The sequence below is a fragment of the Niallia sp. FSL R7-0648 genome (assembly GCF_038007005.1).
In the GTDB taxonomy this organism is placed as follows: domain Bacteria; phylum Bacillota; class Bacilli; order Bacillales; family Cytobacillaceae; genus Niallia; species Niallia circulans.
In genome coordinates this window covers 1597489-1619269 of the sequence record NZ_JBBOWE010000001.1, presented here as the reverse complement: position 1 = coordinate 1619269, position 21781 = coordinate 1597489, and the positions used below count along the sequence as shown (strand labels likewise).

General features: G+C 35.3%; 18 protein-coding genes, 2 pseudogenes and 1 riboswitch. Of the genes and pseudogenes, 8 read left to right on the top strand and 12 right to left on the bottom strand.

Features of this window, described 5'->3' with window-relative positions; translation table 11 throughout:
- The first annotated feature begins 87 nt into the window (after positions 1-87).
- Positions 88-2691, top strand: coding sequence for a phosphoenolpyruvate synthase (ppsA, locus tag NSQ89_RS07590; RefSeq protein ID WP_341132421.1), 2604 nt, complete (start codon positions 88-90; stop codon positions 2689-2691).
- A gap of 359 nt (positions 2692-3050) precedes the next feature.
- On the opposite strand, the gene NSQ89_RS07585 is transcribed toward ppsA, so the two are convergent.
- Both NSQ89_RS07585 and NSQ89_RS07580 read right to left on the bottom strand, forming a co-directional pair.
- Positions 3051-4055, bottom strand: a complete 1005-nt coding sequence (locus NSQ89_RS07585) for a serine hydrolase domain-containing protein (RefSeq protein WP_341132420.1) — start codon at positions 4053-4055, stop codon at positions 3051-3053.
- Between the two features lie 218 nt (positions 4056-4273).
- Positions 4274-5296, bottom strand: coding sequence for a C45 family autoproteolytic acyltransferase/hydolase (locus NSQ89_RS07580; RefSeq protein WP_144579711.1), 1023 nt, complete (start codon positions 5294-5296; stop codon positions 4274-4276).
- A 231-nt stretch (positions 5297-5527) separates the two neighbouring features.
- Here NSQ89_RS07580 and NSQ89_RS07575 point away from each other — a divergent pair, with 231 nt between their 5' ends.
- On the top strand, positions 5528-6118 hold the full coding sequence (locus NSQ89_RS07575; protein WP_095257500.1) for a DUF1349 domain-containing protein: 591 nt from the start codon (positions 5528-5530) through the stop codon (positions 6116-6118).
- A 255-nt stretch (positions 6119-6373) separates the two neighbouring features.
- Complete coding sequence (locus NSQ89_RS07570; protein WP_341132419.1) at positions 6374-6856, top strand: hypothetical protein; 483 nt, start codon at positions 6374-6376, stop codon at positions 6854-6856.
- Positions 6857-7162: 306 nt separating this feature from the next.
- On the opposite strand, the gene NSQ89_RS07565 is transcribed toward NSQ89_RS07570, so the two are convergent.
- Positions 7163-7846, bottom strand: a complete 684-nt coding sequence (locus NSQ89_RS07565) for a helix-turn-helix domain-containing protein (protein ID WP_144546267.1) — start codon at positions 7844-7846, stop codon at positions 7163-7165.
- A 91-nt stretch (positions 7847-7937) separates the two neighbouring features.
- On the opposite strand from NSQ89_RS07565, the gene NSQ89_RS07560 reads away from it, so the two are divergent.
- Entirely contained in the window at positions 7938-8414 is a 477-nt protein-coding gene (locus NSQ89_RS07560; RefSeq protein WP_047940120.1) for a DinB family protein, read from the top strand.
- A gap of 788 nt (positions 8415-9202) precedes the next feature.
- Here the strand turns inward: NSQ89_RS07560 and NSQ89_RS07555 are convergent.
- A complete protein-coding gene (locus NSQ89_RS07555; protein WP_095257505.1) occupies positions 9203-9958 on the bottom strand; it encodes an SDR family NAD(P)-dependent oxidoreductase in 756 nt (251 codons plus the stop codon).
- A gap of 217 nt (positions 9959-10175) precedes the next feature.
- Here NSQ89_RS07555 and NSQ89_RS07550 point away from each other — a divergent pair, with 217 nt between their 5' ends.
- Both NSQ89_RS07550 and NSQ89_RS07545 read left to right on the top strand, forming a co-directional pair.
- The gene (locus NSQ89_RS07550; RefSeq protein WP_095319967.1) at positions 10176-11072 is read left to right on the top strand and encodes an AraC family transcriptional regulator; all 897 of its coding nucleotides are present in this window, start codon (positions 10176-10178) and stop codon (positions 11070-11072) included.
- Positions 11073-11314: 242 nt separating this feature from the next.
- Positions 11315-11951 (top strand): annotated as a pseudogene (locus NSQ89_RS07545) (IS1595 family transposase); the annotation flags it as partial.
- A 205-nt stretch (positions 11952-12156) separates the two neighbouring features.
- Here NSQ89_RS07545 and NSQ89_RS07540 read toward each other — a convergent pair.
- Positions 12157-12279 (bottom strand): hypothetical protein, encoded by a 123-nt coding sequence (locus NSQ89_RS07540; protein WP_095257507.1) that lies wholly within the window; start codon positions 12277-12279, stop codon positions 12157-12159.
- 147 nt (positions 12280-12426) lie between these two features.
- A riboswitch (cyclic di-AMP (ydaO/yuaA leader) is annotated at positions 12427-12572 on the top strand.
- A gap of 146 nt (positions 12573-12718) precedes the next feature.
- On the opposite strand from NSQ89_RS07540, the pseudogene NSQ89_RS07535 reads away from it, so the two are divergent.
- A pseudogene (locus NSQ89_RS07535) lies at positions 12719-14544 on the top strand (APC family permease).
- A gap of 258 nt (positions 14545-14802) precedes the next feature.
- Here the strand turns inward: NSQ89_RS07535 and NSQ89_RS07530 are convergent.
- Complete coding sequence (locus NSQ89_RS07530; RefSeq protein ID WP_235844429.1) at positions 14803-15243, bottom strand: NUDIX hydrolase; 441 nt, start codon at positions 15241-15243, stop codon at positions 14803-14805.
- A 225-nt stretch (positions 15244-15468) separates the two neighbouring features.
- Positions 15469-16341: a LysR family transcriptional regulator gene (locus tag NSQ89_RS07525; RefSeq protein ID WP_061796590.1), complete on the bottom strand. Its 873-nt coding sequence runs from the start codon at positions 16339-16341 to the stop codon at positions 15469-15471.
- A gap of 156 nt (positions 16342-16497) precedes the next feature.
- On the opposite strand from NSQ89_RS07525, the gene NSQ89_RS07520 reads away from it, so the two are divergent.
- Positions 16498-17577, top strand: coding sequence for an NAD(P)H-dependent flavin oxidoreductase (locus tag NSQ89_RS07520; protein WP_341132418.1), 1080 nt, complete (start codon positions 16498-16500; stop codon positions 17575-17577).
- Positions 17578-17598: 21 nt separating this feature from the next.
- On the opposite strand, the gene NSQ89_RS07515 is transcribed toward NSQ89_RS07520, so the two are convergent.
- The 5 genes from NSQ89_RS07515 to NSQ89_RS07495 form a co-directional block, all read right to left on the bottom strand.
- Positions 17599-18474: a MerR family transcriptional regulator gene (locus NSQ89_RS07515; RefSeq protein WP_047940114.1), complete on the bottom strand. Its 876-nt coding sequence runs from the start codon at positions 18472-18474 to the stop codon at positions 17599-17601.
- A gap of 61 nt (positions 18475-18535) precedes the next feature.
- On the bottom strand, positions 18536-18937 hold the full coding sequence (locus tag NSQ89_RS07510) for an aminoacyl-tRNA deacylase (protein ID WP_236691756.1): 402 nt from the start codon (positions 18935-18937) through the stop codon (positions 18536-18538).
- Between the two features lie 1057 nt (positions 18938-19994).
- Complete coding sequence (locus tag NSQ89_RS07505) at positions 19995-20387, bottom strand: hypothetical protein (RefSeq protein WP_047940113.1); 393 nt, start codon at positions 20385-20387, stop codon at positions 19995-19997.
- Between the two features lie 63 nt (positions 20388-20450).
- Positions 20451-20987: a hypothetical protein gene (locus tag NSQ89_RS07500; RefSeq protein WP_144546269.1), complete on the bottom strand. Its 537-nt coding sequence runs from the start codon at positions 20985-20987 to the stop codon at positions 20451-20453.
- Positions 20988-21044: 57 nt separating this feature from the next.
- Positions 21045-21344 (bottom strand): hypothetical protein, encoded by a 300-nt coding sequence (locus NSQ89_RS07495; RefSeq protein WP_144546271.1) that lies wholly within the window; start codon positions 21342-21344, stop codon positions 21045-21047.
- Positions 21345-21781: the final 437 nt, after the last annotated feature.

The window sequence follows — 21781 nt, the reverse complement described above, 5'->3', positions numbered from 1 at the left end:
CCATACAAAAAATGGTTATTACAGACTATTTATTCTCCTTTATTACTGCTAAAATCAATAGAACATTAATGGTTAGGAGCGATGCGGATGAGTTCTTTGGTACTCGATCTAAAGAAAGTTGGAAAAACAGAACGTATGCTTGTTGGTGGGAAAGGAGTCCATTTAGGGGAATTATCAAAAATTCCAGGAATACAAGTACCCGATGGATTTTGTGTGACAACAGTAGGCTATCAAAAAAGCATCGAACAAAACGAAATGTTTAAAGCATTAATAGAAAAGCTTACATGCTTAAAAGTAGAAAATCAAAAGCAAATAAGTCAGATTTCTAGGGAGATTCGACAAATCATCATGGAAACGGATATTCCCTCCGATGTTGTTAGTGAAGTTGTCACGTATCTCGCCCGTTTTGGTGAAAAACATGCATATGCAGTACGTTCTAGTGCAACTGCTGAGGATTTGCCGCATGCGTCTTTTGCCGGCCAGCAAGACACTTATTTAAATATCATTGGCAAAGAAGCCATCTTGGAGCATATCAAGAAATGTTGGGCTTCTCTATTTACAGATCGCGCTGTAATCTACCGAATGCAAAATGGATTCGCCCACCAGCAAGTTTATTTATCTGTGATTATTCAAAGGATGGTTTTTCCACAGGCTTCTGGGATTTTATTTACAGCTGATCCCCTTACCTCCAACCGAAAAATACTATCGATTGATGCCAGTTTTGGACTTGGAGAAGCGCTAGTCTCTGGCTTGGTATCAGCCGATAATTATAAGATTCAAGAAAATGAAATTGCCCATAAAAAGATCGCTGCCAAAAAGTTGGCTGTAACTGCTGTTAAAGATGGCGGAACAAAGACGCAAGCGATTAATCCTGAGCAGCAAAAGACACAATCACTGACTGATATGCAAATCTTGCATCTGGCACGCATCGGAAGAAAGATTGAAGATTATTTTGGCTGTCCTCAAGATATTGAGTGGTGTTTAGTTGATGATAAATTTTATATAGTTCAGAGTCGTCCTATTACAACGCTTTTCCCAATCCCCGAGGCGAATGATCAAGAAAACCATGTCTATATCTCTGTCGGTCATCAGCAAATGATGACCGACGCAATTAAACCGCTGGGATTGTCTTTTTTTCTGTTAACGACTAACGCACCTATGCGTAAAGCAGGTGGAAGGTTGTTTGTTGATGTCACACAGCAGCTTGCTTTACCTGCTAGCAGAAACATGTTATTAAATGGCATGGGACAACACGATCCACTTCTAAAAGATGCACTCATGACCATCTTGGAGCGGGAAAATTTTATCAAGTTATTACCTGATGATGATCAAGCTCCCAATCATGTAAAAGGCAATACAGCTATACAGGCTCAATTAGAAAATAATAACCCATCCATCGTTTCTGATTTCATAAAGCGCAGCCAAATATCCATTGAAGAGTTAAAACAAAACATTAAAACTAAATCCGGATCAGAGTTATTTGATTTTATTCTAGAAGATATTCAGGAATTAAAGAGGATATTATTTGACCCGCAAAGTACAGCTGTATTTATGGCTGCCATGAATGCAGCAACATGGCTCAATGAAAAGATGAACGAGTGGCTGGGTGAAAAAAACGCAGCGGACACCATTTCCCAATCTGTATCGAATAATATTACTTCAGAAATGGGTTTAGCTCTCTTGGATGTCGCAGATGCGATTCGACCTTTTCCAAAAGTAATTGATTATTTGCAAAGTGTAAAAGATGATAACTTTTTGAATGAAATGGTCAAGTTACATGGTGGGCAGGAAGCAAGCAATGCCATAATTGCCTTTCTTACCAAATACGGAATGCGATGTGCTGGTGAAATTGATATTACGAGAATACGCTGGAGTGAAAAACCACTTACACTTGTTCCCATGATTCTTGGTAACATCAAAAACTTTGAACCCCACGCTAGTAAGCGGATATTTGAACAAGGACTTCATGAAGCTTTGCAAAAAGAAAAAGAGTTATTGGAGCGCTTGAAATATTTACCGGATGGTGAACAAAAGGCAAACGAAACAAAACAGATGATTGACCTAATCCGAAATTTCATCGGTTATCGTGAATATCCGAAATTTGGGATGATCAGCCGTTACTTCGTTTACAAGCAGGCCATATTGAATGAAGCTACCCAGCTCGTGCAAGCGGGAGTTATGCATGAAAAAGAAGATATATTCTATCTCACTTTCGAAGAACTCCATAAAATAGTACGCACAAATAAGCTGGATTATCAAATTATCAGCAAGAGAAAGGAAGATTACAACATATATGAAAAGCTGACTCCCCCGCGTGTGATCACATCTGATGGCGAAATCATTGAAGGTAAGTATAAACGTGAAAATCTCCCAGAAGAAGCAATTCCAGGTCTGCCAGTTTCTTCAGGAATTATGGAGGGCCGCGCTCGCGTTATCTTAAACTTGGAGGACGCAGATTTAGAAGATGGAGATATACTAGTCACAACCTTTACGGACCCTAGCTGGACACCATTGTTTGTATCAATAAAGGGTCTAATCACCGAAGTGGGTGGACTTATGACGCATGGAGCCGTTATTGCACGGGAGTACGGATTACCAGCTGTGGTTGGGGTAGAAAATGCCACGAAACTAATAAAAGACGGACAAAGAATCAGGGTGAATGGAACAGAAGGATATGTAGAAATATTATAACTCATTACCTTTAAATCATTATATCAAGCATTCAAACTAGGAGAATGCTTGATATTATGGCTCTTTGCCGCCTATGATAAAAACCTCGTTACTTGGACATATAGCGGGATAGCAACTGATGATTGTTATTAGTATGTTAAGATAGATAAGTTTTTCCCAAAGAAAGAAGCCATGTTATTTAATCTCTATTCAAAATGGCTTCTTTTGATTTTAAGGTGAAATCGTTTTGTGTGGTGTTTTCGGCCAAACTTTATCTTTATGCTCCATTTCACTTATTACAGGAATATGCCCCATAGATTAGAGAAGTGCATATTCCTGTTAAATTACATACAAATGTTTACTAGACATTATAACAATCTTTAATTTTGAAAGGTATCAGCAACTAAATTACTAAATTCCTTTAAATAATAAAGGTAGTTTTCACCTCCATAGTTATAACGTTTATTGTACATCTTCGCAACGACCACATTGTATTTAGGAATAACCAAAAGTGTTGGTCCTGATATTCCCAATATTTGATAAGAACCTTTTGGAACTCTATGACCAAGTTCACTGTAAACTGCAGGATCACCTTGCACATACCAAAACAATCCATTTAATGGTAGTTTATTATCTCTATAAATAGGACTTTGGATTTGAGTCGTAATCTCGATAACTTCTTTGGGCACAATCTGCTTTCCATTTGCAAAACCTTTATTTAAATGAAGATTTCCCCACTGTGCAAACTCCCGTGCAGTGGTATGTAAGTTTGACTCCATTCCATCAGCAGAATTCCCTAGTTTGAAGGCTCCTTCATCTTCACGATTAATGATTTGTTTTACTAATAATTCACTCTCTTTCGTTTGCCAAGCTGTTTCCCTAAAGCCCAATTTTGAAAATACTCTTTCTTCCAAAAAATCTGGAAAACTTATTTTAAATAGACGATTTACTAGTTCTGTCATCATTAACACATTAATCCCTCTATAAGCCCAATTTTGCCCAGGTTCAAACTCTCGATAAATAGTACCATCCTCTTTTTGGTGTAACCCGTGCGAGTGGGTAACTAAATGACGTAAAGTTGTTTTACCTAATAATCCTTCATCCATATCTCCAAAGTAATCACTGGCATAATCATTAATACTATTAATTTTCCCCTCATATATTGCATAGGCCACTACTAATCCAAGGTAGCTCTTTCTAGCAGATGCTACATTAAATTGAGAAGATGCAGTGATCGGATTTGCTTTAGTGGAATTGGAATGAAAGCCATTATAATGTTCAAGTATTACTTCGTTATCCTTTAAAATATATAATGCTGAGCTACTACTTCCATTTTTTTCTCTAATATTCTCTACCCACGTAATCAATTTATCAAGATGCTCCATGCTACTACTCCTTCTAAATCCATAAACTGTATAATTCCTTTATTAATATTCTCTACAAATTATAGAAGTCCTTTTTCCCCTAAACTCCGATAGTTACATAAGAGTCCCCTTCTTTGTAATTGAGCTACGCTTCAACTTCTAGCATGATGTTAATCCTTCTAAAAAACGTCTAATCCCTTTGTATCAAGGTTTTAGACGTTTATTAAAAAGGATTGAAGCTAATTAATTGTCTCGATATAACCTGTCATCTTTTTGCTGGCAAGATCTGCTCCATTTGTCCAATTATGAAAATTAAAATCGAGAACTTCCTTTCCTTGCGCTAGAGAAGTAAGAATTCTTGATTCTTGGAAAGAGTAGGAAAATGTGTGTAGTGTTCCGAATAGTTGGTCATAATTCTGAAAGAATACGGGAGAATTTTTCTTTGCGAATATGCTAAACATCTCTTGCTGTGTTCGTTTCTTCCCTTGGAATGATTGTAAATAATTATTTCTTTTGACGGAACCATTAATGGCTGATCTGTTTTTGTCTTGGAGTTCAGAAGTTTGAAAATGATTAACACATGATAAGAGCTTCTCATCCTTTCTAATGCACACTTTTTCTGGAGTTGCTTCTATTACCGCGATGTTTCCTTTTTTATCTCCCACCGAAAAATTATAGCAGGCTGAATGAGGGATTTCTTTTAGCAGAGCAGATGCGTCATCAACCGAAGAACAAGTATCCAAAGCCATCCGTATTGCAGCCCATGGGGAAACACCCTTTGTATATCCACTATAACTAACAAAATGGAAGCCCATCACTAACCCTTTCTCATTAACTCCATCATGTCTCCCTAAAATTTGCAAATTATAGCCTGCGGTGGCCAGCGTATTCTCCGCTTGGATACAACTAAAAATACCATCATAGAGATTGGGAGAAAAATCGTAGTTCCGAACATAGATTTCATCTGTAAGAATAGCCGTGCATCCCATCACATCTATCTTGGGAACGTGATAACCGCTGAACATGGATGCAGCTCTGATAGACGAAATCCCCAAACCCTGGGCCAGTCCTTCTAATTCCTCTAATAGATGTGGAGCATATGCGGAATAGATGGAGTGCATATTTTCATAATCAATGTCCTGTTCGAAAAACTCACTCCACATCTTAACAATCGAACGATCCAATATTCTCTCCGCTGTTTTTAAACCAATATGAAAAGAACGATCCCTAATTTGAATAATATCCACCTCAAAATTCTTCATGAAATCCCCTCCATTATTGTTTCTAAATCTGACTATACTTAAAAAGAAAAATAATTTCCTGTCTTTTTATGCTCTTTTTAGACTGTTATGAAATATATCCTTTTTTTAATCCAATAGGACCTCTAAGTAAAAATGTTGTTATTTATTGGCAGCGCCATTTAGTTTATAATATTAGGCGAGGAGGTAATAGGATGTATTGCAAATAGCTTTATCTTTAAAGGAGGGAAAAATATGTTAAATTTCAACTGGATTAACGAAAGCACTATCGTGGAAGAAGACGGCAGAATAGAAATATACGCTCCAAAAGAAACTGATTTTTTCTGTAACAATGGCGCAGTTGGAGCAGAAGGTATCACGCCTCAATCATTGTGTAACGCGCCCTTTTATTATACAGAGGTGGCCGGCGATTTTATCATGAAAGTAAAGGTTTCTCATGATTTTAAGGACACTTATGATTCTGCTTCCATAATGGTTATGAAGGATATGACATATTGGGCAAAGGCTTGTTTTGAATTAACTGATTTTGATACTCATGCAGTTGTAAGCGTTGTAACGAAGGAAGAGTCGGATGATGCGAACGGTTGCAATATTGATGATAATGCTGTATGGCTACAAGTTTGCAGAAGTGGGCATTCTTTTGCATTCCACTACTCCACAGACGGTCAAAATTATTATATGATGAGATTTTTCAGCTTGCCTGTTGATGAGATTGTAAAAGTTGGACTATTAGCACAAGCTCCCTTAGGAAATGGCGGAAAGAGAATTTATGAAAACTTGAGTATTGAAAAGAAGACCGTAAAGAATATTCGTATGGGTAAATAGCATAATTCCAAATTTCTTCTGCGATTGGTGTAACAGTCAATCGTTTTTTTTACGTTCACCGACTTTGAATATCCACTACAGAGATGAATCCATCATTATAATAGCCATTTTCCATTTTAGCTCCCCCAAAATTGAAACATTAATAAATGCGTGTACTTAACCTTTATATTCTTTAAATTAGAAAGAAAATGGCAATTTTTATGCATAATAAATAATCTTAATAAGAATCCTATAAAAAACAGGGAGGATTCTCGGATGTCATTAAAACTACAACAGTTATACAATATCTTAATAATTGTCCTATCGTGGTTATCATTAACTCTTATAGGCGTTCGTGATATAAAAAGATTTTTTCCAGCGACACTCATAATCGGTGTCATAGAAATTTCAACAGCAAGAATTGGAAAAAAACGAAAGTGGTGGACTTTCTATAATAAACCAAATTCTTACTGGTTTAACGAATTACCATTTAATATGGGACCATTTATCTTTATCTCACTGTGGACCCTAAAAATTGCATATGGAAATTTCAAGAAATATCTACTAATCAATGCAATAATACATGCCTTTTTTGCCTTCCCTTTTTCATTTTTCGCAAAGAAAATAAAATATTATTCATTGGTTCGATTTAATCATTTCCAATTTTTTATGTATTTCTTTTTAAAAGCACCATTGTTATATTTCCTTCAATTTTATTTGGAAAAGAAAAAACTGTTCGGGCTATTCAACCAACGGTAAACTTATATCCATTTCCTTCATACTGTTATCTCATAAATACAGCAAAAGTCTCCCATTATCATTAATGAGAGACTTTTATATAGCCTTAGCATCAATTGTGATCCTTCAAAGCTCTATGAGCATAAAGGAATACTACCATTTTCTTTTAAACACTCACTCGTTTACTCCCCATTACTAGTTTACCGAAAAAAATAGCTTTTATCTTTCTTACCGCCTTATTGTTTAGATTAGAAATAAACTTTAATATATCTATAAAAACTATCTTATTATACCTATCCACTAACCAAAAAAGGCAAGACAAACCCTTTACATTTCAATACCTAGGATATTATATAACTTTTCTTTTCCTTCTATGGTAATTTTCACTGCTCGATCAGGCAGCTTTTCAATCCAATTAAGTTCTAATAATTTTAATAAAACTGCATGACCTAATGATCCTGCTAGATGATAACGCCTTTCGCTCCAGTCTAGACACTTTCTAGCGAAATGTCTTCTTTTATTTCTCAAAGTGTCAAGATCAATTCCAAAATCACGAAAAAACGTTTCTCCCTCTTCCGTTACGTTAAAATTATCCTCTTCCTCAATCATATATCCCTTTACAATAAAGGCTTCGGTTAACTTTACACCAAGTCTCCCTGCCAAATGATCATAACAAGTTCGAGCGATTTTAATCTTTTCTGCTCGTGAAGAATCTTTTAATGAGCGAATGCGCACAGGTGGGGCAATAACGATCAATGTCTCTATTGCTTTAGCAACATCGGTATTTGCTAGACTATAATAGCGGTGTCTGCCATGTTTTTCTACACGGATCAATTTTCCTTCAACCATTTTAGAAAGATGGCTGCTTGCTGTTTGTAGGGTAACGTCTGCTTTTCTTGCTAGTTCATTCGCTGGAAGTCCATCAAGTCCGAGAAGAGCCTCCAACATAGCCGCTCTTGATGAATCAGCCATTAGTTTTGCAACATATGAAAAATCGGGGCTAATAGCCATGACCATCCTCCCTTTACATTGATAGTTCGATTATAACCGAAGTTTTTATATGCTACTATTATAAATATCAATTTGAAAGGAGATTCACCTAATGGGTAAAACAGATTTATTAATCTTAAATTTTAAAGAGGTACGACGTAGAAGTATAAAAGTTTGGAAAGCAATCCCTCCTCAGCTGCTAAAATGGAAGCCAGACGAAGAGGCCCTTTCATGTGCTGACATGATTAGACATGTTGTTGAAGGAGAATATCTTTATCATCAAATGCTTATTAACAAAGGCAGTATCGAGCCCAATTCTTTTCACAATCCATTCGAGCAGAAGGAATTTACAACCGTTGAGGAAGAATTAAAATTCTCTCAACCATATCGTGAGGAATTTTTGACATATATTAAATCAATTAGTAATGATGACCTTGAAAATGGAATGATTGACCGTTCAGATGTTGGTTATATTAGAACACTTGAGGATATGCTTTTACGTATTGCTTATCACGAATCAGTACATACAGGTCAGTTATTGGGCTATATGAGGACAATGGGGATTGAACGACCGCAAATTTGGGATTAATATTCTATTATTTTTATATTGTAATTTGATATCTATGTTAAATAGATAAAAATAGAAATAGCGAGAATGCAAGTTTGTAAGTTTAGAAAAAAATTATTCATTCCAACATAAGCGCGCTAGGAAGCAACTAATTTACTGATATGGATACGGTGTTGAACCAGACTTAGTTCGTAAATTTTTTGCTTGATGCGCGCTTATTATTATTCTCTTTCTTATTTTTTCAAATACATAGGTGATTCTTTAATAAAATCAAGGGAGCCTACCAGTTTTCAATAGGCTCCCTAATAGACTTACCGTTATTTAATGTGGCGGAGAGTAAATTTTAACGGTATCAGTATCCAAAACAAAATCAATCATAATTTCCTCAGAATAATGGAGTTGCTCAAAATTACGAAGTCTACAAAAAACGATGCGAGAGGCACTTCAATCAAAGGATAACTTTTTTACTTGGAATACATTTGCTTCAAAAGTTTTTTAGAACACATTCTTCCGGTAAGTAGAGCTTTGTTAAAGAATCCAGCCATTTCAATACTCAGAATAATCACGACTCTGTAGATTTGTGTTTTCAAAACCCCGGTAAAACACTACTACCCCATCTGTTAACAGCGAAAATACACCTCCAAGGTTGTGTCCATTTTACAAAATGGTTGCATTCGCTTGAAGGTGTTTTAGCTATCAGTTTCACTTTCTGTTTGGAGGAGACTTGGGCGACTTGTGGTATATGAGCCGTGAATCGTCCAGCTTCCATCGTTTCACCAGTTTTCTATTCTCCTATCATTTTAATTTACTTAAAGTAAATGTCCACCAGACACTTCAATGTCCTGAGCCGTAACCCAGCCGAAATCATCGGACAACAAGTTCACAATCACCTTTGCAAGATCTTCAGGTTGGCCGATTCTTCCAAATGCAGTTTGCTCTGCCAGGGGCTGGATGAATTCAGGATGTTTATCAAATGCTCCATCGCCAAAATTGCTGTGTGTTGGACCGGGTGAAACAGCGTTGACTCGAATTTTTCGAGGAGCAACTTCTTTGGCGATATAGCGAGTCCAAGAGGAGAATGCAGCTTTTAACGAGCCGTAGACAGAGTAGCCTGGGAACGATTGGTTCTTGGATGTACTCGTGGTATTTACGATGGCTCCCGCATCATCCATAAACCGGACAAGGTGTTGAGTTAAAAAAACCGGTCCTTTGAAGTTCGTGTTAAGGATTTTGTCGAAGTACTCTTCATTCATCTCCGCTAACATCATTGGCCCACCAATACCGCCATTATTGACTAAGTAGTCAAAAGTCGTACGATTCCAAATTTCTTTAAGGTTCGTTTTCACTTCCTGTGCAAACCTTTCGAATGTTGATAGTTGAGTTAGATCCAACTTCAGTGCAATAGCCCGAACTCCTTCATTCTTCTCAATTTCCTTTACGACAGCTTCTGCGCGGTCCTTATAGGAATTGTATGTGAGAATGACGCTAATTCCGCGCATGCCAAGCTCTAGAGCAGTACTCTTTCCAATGCCGTTACTACCACCTGTTACGATTGCAATTTTCATCAAATATCTCTCCTTTTTGTTTGATCTGAATTCAATTTTAATTAATCCTACAAATATAAACTAGATTTAATGATGCCTTTTAATTGCCTAAAAGCACCAATGATGATTTCACATCATCCTGTTTCCCTTATTTCCGCATCAAAAAAAAACGCCTATAAGTGCCTTGAGATATCGGTAGTGTGTTGAGGAATAGGTATTCATGTGATAAGATTGGCCTATGGAAAAGAAAAAAGTTATAGATGAAATTATCAATTTAATGGAAAGAGCAGGCACTCGACCAATTGAAACCGGTGTACCGAGGCTAAGCATGATTAAGGGGGACATTCCAACACATCAACTCACAGCACTCTACAAGCCGACAATTGGTTTTACGGTTAAAGGAACAAAGATTCTATCAATTGGGGAGCGTAACACGAACCTGGAAGGACCTTCATATTACCTGCTGCCGATACACGTCCCTGCATCGGCGAGTGTACATTCAGATTGTGATGGTCATCCTTACATGTCCCTTGGTCTTGAATTGAATCAGGATGTTCTTCAACAACTATTAAGAGATTTACCTGAGAATCAAATCCCAACTACTTCTGAAGATTTCGCCGCATGTGAAATAGACATTGAACATATGGAGGTATGGCTGCGGTTATTGCGATTAACGAAAACACCCAAAGATATTCCAGCTCTAGCACCAGCATATGAACGAGAAATTCTTTATCGCGTTTTGATGGGACCACAAGGATGGTATTTGAGGCAACTTGGACTGCGAGAAAGTAATTTCTCTAAGATTTCTCAAACTGTCGAATGGCTGCGTAACAATTATACAAACTCTATTGAGATCGGTGATTTGGCATCAAGATCTGGTATGGCTAAAAATACCTTTCACCGTCAGTTTAAACAGGCAACGGGTTTAAGTCCGATTCAATTTCAAAAGCAATTAAGGCTTTTGGAGGCTCGAAACCTTATCGCATTTGAGGGCTATGCAGTAGCCAGTGCAGCATATCAGGTTGGCTATCATAGCCCCTCACAGTTTAACAGAGAGTACTCCCGCTTTTTCGGTTTATCTCCAGCACGGGATACCCAGAGACTAAGACAAATCGAAAGTGCGAGGTTTGGTTAGCCGCATATCACCTTTTCCCTCAGCGGAAGAGGCTTTTTTCATGCGCTTTTTGGAGGTATGACAGGCTCTATGGATAGGTACTATTCAAACAAATATTCTATATAAAGGCTCTGTGAAAGATTAATGTTGAAAATTGATACCTTTCAAATAATTGTTTTTAATAAGAACAAACATTCTTATCGGAGAGTTCAACGACGAGTAAAGCGTTTAGTATCGATAAATTATCGCATACAGAAAAAAACATGAGCATCAATAGGTAATACGTTATGTTGAACCTTCCTCAACTGTTGATGGTCGCTTAATCGATGAAATGCGAGAAGTGTGTTTTAAGAAGTTTTGAATGCCCTCATTGCGCTTTAGAACACATTAATCGATTCGATAAAGTTAATGGTCGTCAACGATATCGCTGCAAGGCTTGGCGTAAAACATTTACGGATACTACAAAAACATTTATTCTACAGAAGACACAAGTTGATATCGGCTATTAAACAAATAGATTTTGAACAATTTGATGGTATCGTTGAAGTAAACGAGACTTATTTTTTATATTCTCAAAAAGGGAAACATGGCATTAGTGAACGCAACAAACCACGTAAGCGAGGCGGCAAATCAGCACAGAGGGATTAACAAGGAACAAGTCTGTGTTCTAGTTGCAAAAGACCGAACTAAAGCAACCGTTTTAAAAGTAGTTGTATGGGCGTGTTGTGAAAACTAAAGTTGACGGTATGATAGGCTCTAAACTAACAACTAATAATGTACTTGTAACAGACGCCTTGAGAGCCTATAAAAAGTATGTCAAAGAAAAAGGGTAAACACTACCTCATTAAATTAAACGATGGGAAACACGTTATCAAAGGTTTATATCATATTCAAAAACTGTATTTGTACTTGAGGGGTGTGTTCTCTATCTTGCATAAAATCGTGTATATTCCTTATTGTTGTAACCCCTCTTACTATACCTAAATCACAATAAATCAGGTTTCCAAGATTATATATTAAAACAACAATTAAATAACAGAGCCTTTCGATAAACTAATTAAAGTCCATAAAATAACGTTAACAATTTTATTTCTTTTTAAAGCTGTTATCCCTCCGACTCATCATCTTTACTTTCTTCCTCTTCCGGTTCTCCATTTAGTTGATTAATTTCTTTTGCTAATTGATCTAAAAATTCATCTGAAATAATAAATTTGTTTTCTTTGCTCATAAAATTCCTCCTTTATTAATTAACTTTTATTATGTAAGTGAAAAGGAAAATAGCTATTTCTATTAGCTTTTCCAGCTTCACAATTATTACACAAAATAACTATTTACATTTCCCAAGTACGAGAGTAAGATAATATCGTTGTTTCAAATTTCTAGATCGCTGAAACCATACGGTACGGGGGAACCATTCTTTGCTGGGCGTTTATTATGCCCATGGGGTGAATCCTTTTTAAGGTAGGGCTACTCAAGGCCCGAATCCGACAGCTAACCTCGTAAGCGTTAATATGAGAAGGAAGGTGGAACTTGTGACACAAGAAAATTAACGTGCCTACAAGTCTATTAATAATGGCTTGTAGGCTTTTTTATTTAATTACGTAAATGAGTAAAAACATTATTTGAGGTAGTTATTAATAACACATATAATCAGGCGGTGAATTCGCATGTTAGGTTCCATTAAAAGATTATTAATGGACGTCCATTGAAATCCTATGAACTAGGTGAACAAAAACTCAACAAAACAAAAGCTTTAGCGATTTTATCTTCCGATGCTCTGTCTTCGGTTGCTTATGGTCCTGAACAAATTTTGATCGTTTTAATAACGATAGGTGCGACTGCGTTTTGGTATTCCATCCCAATCGCGATAGGAGTATTAATTCTTTTAAGCGCCCTTATCTTATCCTATAGACAAATTATCTTTGCCTACCCAAATGGCGGCGGTGCTTATATGGTGTCTAAAAGCAATTTAGGGGTAACTCCTGGATTAATTGCTGGAGGTTCCTTATTAGTAGATTATATCTTAACGGTTGCAGTAAGTGTCTCTGCTGGTACAGATGCCATTACATCTGCTTTTCCTGCTTTACATGGTTATAATGCAGAGATTGCCATTGCATTTGTATTTCTTCTCACTGTTTTAAATTTGAGAGGAGTGACGGAATCTGCTTCTATATTAGCCTATCCCGTTTATTTATTTGTCTTAGCATTATTTATTTTAATTGGCGTTGGTATCTATAATATATTGACCGGAAATGTTCCATCTGAATTGCATACGCCAATCGGTACTCCTGTAGCGGGAATCAGCTTATTTATTATATTAAAAGCATTTGCTTCAGGAAGCTCTGCATTAACAGGAGTCAAAGCAATTTCAAATGCGATTCCTAATTTCAAAAAACCAGCGCCTAACAATGCTGCTAAAACACTAGTCATGATGGGAGCTTTACTAGCGGTATTATTTGCAGGGATTGTTACTCTCGCCTATTTTTACGGAATCACACCGAAAGCAGAAGTGACAGTTGTTTCTCAAATTGCTGAGGGAGTCTTTGGGCGTAATTTTATGTATTTCTTTATTCAAGTAACTACAGCCTTGATTTTAATTCTTGCTGCTAATACTGGATATTCTGCTTTTCCTTTACTTGCAGTTAATCTTGCAAAAGATAAATTTGTTCCTAGGATGTTTCTCATTCGAGGAGACCGTCTAGGTTATTCCAATGGGATAATCATTCTTGGTCTAGCTTCCATCCTATTAATATTAGTATTTAACGCAAAAACAGAGCATTTAATTCCACTCTATGCTGTTGGTGTTTTCCTCCCATTCACATTGTCTCAAAGTGGCATGATGGTTAAATGGCTTAGAGAAAAACCAAAAGGCTGGGTACCGAAATTTATTATTAATACCATTGGTGCAACGATCAGTTTCATCGTTACAATGGTATTCTTTATAACAAAATTCTCCCAAATATGGTCGATTTTAATTTTCTTGCCTATCATCGTGTTTATCTTTTATAAAATAAATAAGCACTATTTAGCAGTTGGTGATCAGCTTAGACTTACTACTTCTGAACCGCCATTGACTATTCAAGGAAATGTGATGATTGTACCTATAGCAGGAATGACACATGTCGTGGAAAATACGTTAAATTACGTTAAATCACTTAAACCAGAACAAATTATTGCTGTTTATGTTTCTTTTGAGAGAGAAGAAGAAAAAGTATTCGAAGCGAAATGGAATAAATGGCAGCCCGAAATTAGGCTTGTAACACTTCATTCGTATTATCGAAGTATCATTAACCCGCTTAGAAAATTTGTTGATACAATTGAACATAAAGCAAAAGAAGGAAACTATCAGGTAACAGTGGTGATTCCGCAATTTATACCGAAGAAAGGCTGGCACAATATCCTTCATAATCAATCTAGTTTATTGATTAGAACATTTTTATTGTACCGAAGAAATGTAGTAATAACAACCGTACCTTATCATTTTAAAAAATAAAATAGCAAAATTGGTCCTATTCAAGCTAAAAGGAGTTTCTTTTTCATTATAAAAGAGACTCCTTTCTTATTATTATATGGAATGTAATAGAAAAAAAAGAGCCTGTTAGATCGCGCATGATTATTTGTATTTACCTTACATCTCCTACCTATATCATTTTACAATAACCGTAATGCTTAAAACGCTTGTTCCTTTTTCTCATTTGTATAAACTTATCCTCTTATTAAATGAAATACCGCTTTAATAAACCGAAAGAGATTAACCAACTCTGCTTAAGGCCTGATACACTGCCCAACAATGATGTTCATGAAAAAGCTGGCCTTTCACACTATCAATATCTATCCACTTTATAAAGTGGTCATCTTCGATAGGGTCTTGTATTTTTTCTAACAGTTTTGCCAAGTAAAAATATCCCTCGTTTATTAATGGTTCATTCTTAGTCGATTGAAAATATCTCTTTGCATCACCGATAAAAGTCCCTATGGATATTCTATATCCCGTTTCTTCCAGCATTTCTCTTTCTAGACATGCTTGATAGCTTTCATCATTTTCCATTCCCCCACCAGGTAAAAAATAATGCCCTCTGGAATTCTGCACAGTTAATACCTTATCCCTCGCAATAGTAAAAATAACAGCATACACACTCTTTCTCTTTTTATAATCAAGACCAGCAACTTTTTCTCCAAAAACCTTATACACTTTCTCTCCTCCTCGCTCTAACATTCATTTTATTCTTCAAGTAATCTGCTCTGATGCATATATAAAGATTTTTTAATACGAACACTATTAGAGAGAACTTCATTATTCTCTTAAGAACTTTCCATATCAAAAAGCTTTTATAAGAAATGATTAACCATCCATATAAATAGAAATTATTAATTCTACTGTAACTCGGTCCTTCTTTAAATCTTCCTATAAATGTATCTAGCTCTCTCTTAAATCGTCCATCATATTTATAAATTTAATTAAGGAGGAAGGCAAATACTTATCCTCTCTATATATGAATAGTGTTTTAACTTTACTGAATGAACTTGGAATTTGATGCTGTCTAAGCGTACCTTCTGTTATTTGTTTTGCTACAACACTTTGTGGCAGCATACTAATACCTAAGCCAGCTGTTACACAGCCAATAATCCCATCAAGGGTTCCAAATTCCATCATCTTTTTCGGACATGCTCCCTCTGTACGAAACCATTGTTCAAGTCTTTCTCGATAAGAACATCCTGGACGAAATACGAGCAATGTTTCGTCTTGTATATCTTCAATTGTAAATATGGGAGAGTGAACTGGATTTGTTACAAGTATCAATTCCTCCTCAAAGACATCTTTTTGAATTAGTTCCGTATTTGCAATTGGTCCAGCAACAAATGCACCGTCTAGTTTATAGTTAAGTACACCAAGAATATTTTCTTTCGTAGAACCAGTTTTTAAGGTTAAATCAACATCGGGGTAATTTTTAAGATACTTTGAAAATAGGACTGGCAACCGCACTGCTGCCGTTGTTTCCATGGAGCCGATCATTAATGGACCTTTTGGTGATTGATCATCATTCATCACACTTTTCGTTTCCTCGATAAGATGAAATATCTTTTCAGCGTATGTTAACAGCATCCTTCCTTTAGCTGTCAAAGCAGTCCCGCGATTATGTCGATAAAATAAGGTTGTTTGCAGTTCTGCTTCTAATTGTTGTATTTTCATCGTGATATTAGATTGAGCATATTGCAGTTCTCTTGCTGCCTGTGAAATACTACCTAGCTTCGCAATCGTCTGGAAAACTTTTAATGTTTGCAAATCCATCAAAATCCCCCCTCTTTTTTGTTATCTAAATAACTGATGACAAATATCAGTATTATGTATTATTCAATATAGCAGATAAGCGTTATGATGGAAATATAATCAATTTAGCGGCAGCTATTTAAAGCAGAGATCTTACATAATAAGGGAGGAAGATACATGTTAAATAATGAAATGACAAAAATATTAAAAATTAAATATCCAATTATACAAGCTCCCATGGCAGGTGGAATCACAACTTCTGAATTAGTATCTGCGGTTTCAAACAGTGGGGGTTTAGGTATGATTGGAGCAGGATATATGACTCCTCTTCAAATGAGAGACCAAATAAGAAAGGTAAAGACCCTAACATCCAATCATTTTGGCATAAATCTATTTGTACCTAATAAGTTTGCGATTAGACAAGATACTATTCAATCAGCTAATCAATTGCTAAATCCTTTTCGAGAACAGTTGAATTTACCCCCAAAAGACAGCATTGATATTCCTGATTTCCACCATGTCTATGAAACGTTTATCGAACAAATAAAGGTAGCAATGGAGGAAAATGTCCCAGTCTGTTCTTTTACATTTGGCATCCCACCTGCAAAAGTGGTTTCTGAGTTAAAAACCGCGAATACTATTCTAATAGGAACTGCAACTACTGTGAGAGAAGCAGTCGAAAATGAAAAAGCAGGAATGGATATGGTCGTTATCCAAGGCAGTGAAGCGGGGGGACACCGCGGGAACTTTATTGATGATAAGAACAGAAGCTTAGTGGGTTCCATGTCATTAATTCCACAGGCAGCGGACAATGTTCGTATTCCAGTAATAGCTGCTGGAGGCATAATGGATGGCCGCGGGTTATTAGCTTCTATCTGCTTAGGGGCAAAAGGTATCCAAATGGGCACAGCTTTCTTGACCTGTATAGAGAGCGGGGCACAGCCAATTCATAAAGATATTATTTCTAATAGTACAGAGGAAGATACAGTACTAACCCGATCATTTTCAGGTAAATGGGCAAGAGGAATAAAAAATACGTTTATTACGTGTATGAAGAACAAAGAATGGAATTTACCAGACTTCCCGATTCAAAACACATTAACCCAGGATATTAGAAAAAACGCAGTCTCTAAAAATAACAAAGAATTTATGTCACTTTGGTGTGGTCAAAGCCCAAGATTAGCTAAACAACAAACTGCAAAAATATTAATCCAGAGCATAATGGCAGAAGCAGAAAAAATAAAATCAACTATGTGATAAGGAGCAGAATTGCTCCTTCTAGTCTTTCAAGCTATCTAATGCTGGATACTGTAACAATAATTTTTCATTTGCTGATTCCAGTTGCTGACAATATGCTGCATAAGAAGCACTCAGCTTTTTCATAGCAGGAATAAATACATCATAATAGCCACTTGTATTATTAAACTCTTTGAAAATTTGTTGGATTTTATTAATGGGAGAATTTTTGTATTCCTCAGATTTTATGTACTCCAAGTATCGCTCTATAAAATCCTTACTTACAGTTAAAAACTGATCAGGATCTTCAATAGACTGCTTTATATTCGCCAGCATGTCCTGCATACTTTCTGTGTTCATATTGTTTGTACTTTCTATTAAGAATAATTGTAAGTCCTCCGCTAATTGAAGTGGCGGAACATTATCTAAAAACGCAATGATCTCTTCATATGCCGAGTCCTGCACGGGAGTAGTAATAGGCTCTTTTAAAAATCGTGCAAAATGCAGGCAAATAAAACGACCATAGTAATCTGGAAAAGCTTCTAATATTTTTTCCGTTACAGTTTCATGCTGTTCTATCATTCTCAGCTTCTTACTTATTTCAGCATAATCTTTACTAATGCCCAGTTCGTTCAGTAAGGATTTTTTCTCTTGCTCCCTCTGTAACGTCAATTCTTTCTGGGTGGATATCCTTTGCAGTGTGTTGCTTGTTCTATCAACAAGCACGGACCTAATTTCTTCTGTACTCAGTCCCAGTTTCCGAAGTACATAAATTTTCTTTAAACATTCAATATCCTTTTCACTAAAATCACGATAGCCATTTTCTAACGTATTCGGAATGAGTAATTTTTGTTCGATGTAATACTCAATCGCTTTTTTCGTTAAATTTGTTGTCTGACTTGCTTCACTAATTAACATGCTATCACCTCTCAACTAAAGCTTAAGCTACCCCCTAAGGTGATAGTCAATCATTTATTTTTCATGATTCTAATATTGCCACTACATGATTTAATTCCTGCAAGGCATGGGGTTCGATTTTTAATGTGCATGTAGTTTTTTCTGTACCTCCATAGACAAAATCATATTTAAAAAGCTGCTTGTCAAGGACACAAGGCAAATCTAAGCCGATCATCGGAATACTACCAACCTCAAATCCTGTCACCTTTGGAACTTCCTTTGGAGATGCTAATTTTACTTTGCTACAGTCTAATAGAATTGCTATTTTTTTCAAATCAAGTTTGTCACGGTTACCTGATACAATGAAAACAAAGTATCCCTTATCTGTTTTCAAAATGAACGTGGGAGCAGTCTGTCCTGCCTCAATCCCAAAATACTTAATGCCATCTTCTCTAGAAAGAATTTTGAGGATGAATGATTTCATACCTATATTTAGATCTTTCTAAAATCCCTTCTAATTCATTCACAAGAGCACCTCCAACTACGGCTTTACTATATCATTATTCGGCTGAGGTTGAAAGATTTCTCTTAGGATATGGAATCTCACTTATTTTTTGAAGTATTCAATATACAAATACTGAAGCAAGCTTAAAGAACGAATGTGCCTGTTCCAGATACTGTTGCTATTAATACCCCCGTTTGTTATAGATGAATTCTAAAAAAGAAAAGCAACTATACAAGGGAGTCTTCATCAAAGAATTGCTTATCTTTAACATTAATTCATTTGCTCTATCTTATGACCAATATATCCTTATCCAGCATATAAGGACATTAAAAAGTTATTATCTAAATCAGACCAATAAAAACTCTTTTTATCACGAATTACCGATACATCACCTTGTGTTTCATCACTTACTTATTGAATTAACCGCCATATTTGTCATCTAAGAACGGTACAACTTTCATTAGGATTTACATCCGAATTATTTCTTTTCTCTTATTCTATAAAATCCTTTTTCCGCTACCCCCCCTTTTTTTTCTACCATTAGCAAGGGGTTCACTTATTAAATGCCGCCCCTTTAATTTCAATTATTTTTTAGTTTAACAACCTTTTTATTAACTGCTATCTCTAAGAAGATGAAGATTCACAGACAGATAAAACGTTACTGTTAAAATGTCCATAACCAAGAGAAGGCCCTTCTGTTAATCAGAAAGGCTTTAGTGTGGTCATTCATGTTGTATGAATAATATATAACCATCCTATTTACTTTAAGTGTAATTTTGGAAATAATAGAGATAATTCCTCCAGAGATCTCAGAAGAAATATTCGTAAAAAAGCACATAAAAAGACGACTTTTTTACACTAATAGGAATCTTCATTAAACACTTATAGAAATTAATATTGACAAAAATCTATTTAGATATAGAATAATGACTTAACTCTGACAAATTCATTTAGAAGTGGGCATTTCCCGCTAACAATGAAAACAAACTATCCTACTTAATCCGTTGTAATACTCGTATATATTTCTAAAACAAATTTAGTTTTTTATTAAAACTTCTAATAATTCTTGACTTTCATTTTTATTTAAAAAGACATATTCAGTTTTTTCTCTAGAAATTTGAATTGTATCATTATCTATTAGCCAAACATAATAGGTAATTGGTTTCTCCTCAACACTTGGATTCGTATAGGAAAAATTAAATATATAATCTGCTTTCCTATTATGTTCTATCTTTTCATTTTTCCAATCATACTCATTTAACAGATCTTTTATCTTTAAAACTTGATTTTGATCCGCAATTTCAGTTTGTTTATACTCCCCATTATCAGCTAATTTTTCAACAACTATTTTTAGTTCTTCATTATTAGAGCAACCACTCATAAAAAGAATCAAAAATAACATGCTATAAACCCACTTAATCTTGAGCATTGTTTTCCCCCTTTAAGCTTTAATAAAAATCCATCCTATTTGTTGAATTTTACTCTTGCTTCCTTATGAATCTAACTTTTTATCCTCATTTTTAACACCTACTTTTCCAAAAGTAATACCTTTGGTAAAGTAGTGATCTGCATTTACATCTGTTGAAGGTCTTAAGAAGAGGATGTATTGTTCGTTTTTCTCCATAAGTTCATATTCATTTATTTGATAAAGTATATTATTCTCTTTATCTAAAGTAGAGAACTCAGAAATCTTAATTGTATTATTTTGGTTTAACTCTTTATTTGTAGTGTTTTTATAGATTTTAGTAATTTTAAAACTTGAAATTGTAAACTCATTCATTAAATAACCCTCTTCATCTCTAATGAGTGATGGCTCTTCCTCAAAAACTTTAATACCTCTAACTATAAGTGGGGAATCTTCTATTAGTAGAGCTAGATTTTCATATGAGTCTGTTTTTGCGTGCGCTTCTGAAATAATAGGTTTTATTTCACCAAATCTATTATTATATGTAGTAGGTTTTATTTTCTTGGAATTACTATTTTCAGATTTAGATTGATTTAATGGTAATATAAATAAAACTACCACCAAGGTTAATATACCAGATAAATACAATTACTTCTTTTTTATATTAACATCCTCCATTATTTAGTAAATATAATTTAAACCAGCTTTATCAATAAAATCTTTTGCTCTCCTTACAGATTTAGACTCATTAGATTTTTGAGTATGATCTAATCCGATGATATGACCAAACTCATGAACAGCAGTCTCTTTTTTTCTAGTAGTACTTAAAGTGTTAAATGGTTTATAAAAAAATGTTACTATTCCCTTTATAAGCTGTGGCGTATGTACCACTATCCGTATTGCTATAAGAAACTTTAATTTTTGCTGAATTTGAATCAGTGGTTGTATTAAGTTTAACAGGGCTACCTGAAATAATTCCAAGTACATGGATTACTTCAAATATCCAAACATTCTTAAACAATTAAAATAAATGGTTTTTCTGATAATTCAAGTCGATTGCGAACCAGAAACAATGTTGTAGGCTATAATATTATTCTTATCAAGAGCAGCAATAGTGATGTGAAAATAACATTTTTTTAGTAAAAGAATCTGCCTTTCCATTATTATTACCATCTACTCCCTATCCCCCACTTTATTACAATCAAATTTGTAGTATTTGCAACGTTACCGCGACCAATATTGTATTTTCATCAGGTCTAAGTATAAATTAATCGAGTATAAGTGGATGGCGATAAATTCTTTCAAATTTGTAATCTTCACGTTTTGATTGTTTGGTTAAATTGTCTAACACAATGTTCGGACTTCTTATAGAACCTCACATTCCTTACCAATTTTAAGTTAGACAAGATAAGCTGTTC

Bases quoted from the DNA above. Each gene is read 5' to 3' on its own strand.
- NSQ89_RS07505 (WP_047940113.1), bottom strand. From the start codon at position 20,387: ATGCTCAAGATTAAGTGGGTTTATAGCATGTTATTTTTGATTCTTTTT.
- NSQ89_RS07575 (WP_095257500.1), top strand. From the start codon at position 5,528: ATGTTAAATTTCAACTGGATTAACGAAAGCACTATCGTGGAAGAAGAC.
- NSQ89_RS07570 (WP_341132419.1), top strand. From the start codon at position 6,374: ATGTCATTAAAACTACAACAGTTATACAATATCTTAATAATTGTCCTA.
- NSQ89_RS07510 (WP_236691756.1), bottom strand. From the start codon at position 18,937: ATGAAATCATTCATCCTCAAAATTCTTTCTAGAGAAGATGGCATTAAG.
- NSQ89_RS07560 (WP_047940120.1), top strand. From the start codon at position 7,938: ATGGGTAAAACAGATTTATTAATCTTAAATTTTAAAGAGGTACGACGT.
- NSQ89_RS07585 (WP_341132420.1), bottom strand. From the start codon at position 4,055: ATGGAGCATCTTGATAAATTGATTACGTGGGTAGAGAATATTAGAGAA.
- NSQ89_RS07540 (WP_095257507.1), bottom strand. From the start codon at position 12,279: ATGAGCAAAGAAAACAAATTTATTATTTCAGATGAATTTTTAGATCAA.
- ppsA (WP_341132421.1), top strand. From the start codon at position 88: ATGAGTTCTTTGGTACTCGATCTAAAGAAAGTTGGAAAAACAGAACGT.
- NSQ89_RS07525 (WP_061796590.1), bottom strand. From the start codon at position 16,341: ATGGATTTGCAAACATTAAAAGTTTTCCAGACGATTGCGAAGCTAGGT.
- NSQ89_RS07550 (WP_095319967.1), top strand. From the start codon at position 10,176: ATGGAAAAGAAAAAAGTTATAGATGAAATTATCAATTTAATGGAAAGA.
- NSQ89_RS07555 (WP_095257505.1), bottom strand. From the start codon at position 9,958: ATGAAAATTGCAATCGTAACAGGTGGTAGTAACGGCATTGGAAAGAGT.
- NSQ89_RS07565 (WP_144546267.1), bottom strand. From the start codon at position 7,846: ATGGCTATTAGCCCCGATTTTTCATATGTTGCAAAACTAATGGCTGAT.
- NSQ89_RS07520 (WP_341132418.1), top strand. From the start codon at position 16,498: ATGTTAAATAATGAAATGACAAAAATATTAAAAATTAAATATCCAATT.
- NSQ89_RS07580 (WP_144579711.1), bottom strand. From the start codon at position 5,296: ATGAAGAATTTTGAGGTGGATATTATTCAAATTAGGGATCGTTCTTTT.
- NSQ89_RS07515 (WP_047940114.1), bottom strand. From the start codon at position 18,474: ATGTTAATTAGTGAAGCAAGTCAGACAACAAATTTAACGAAAAAAGCG.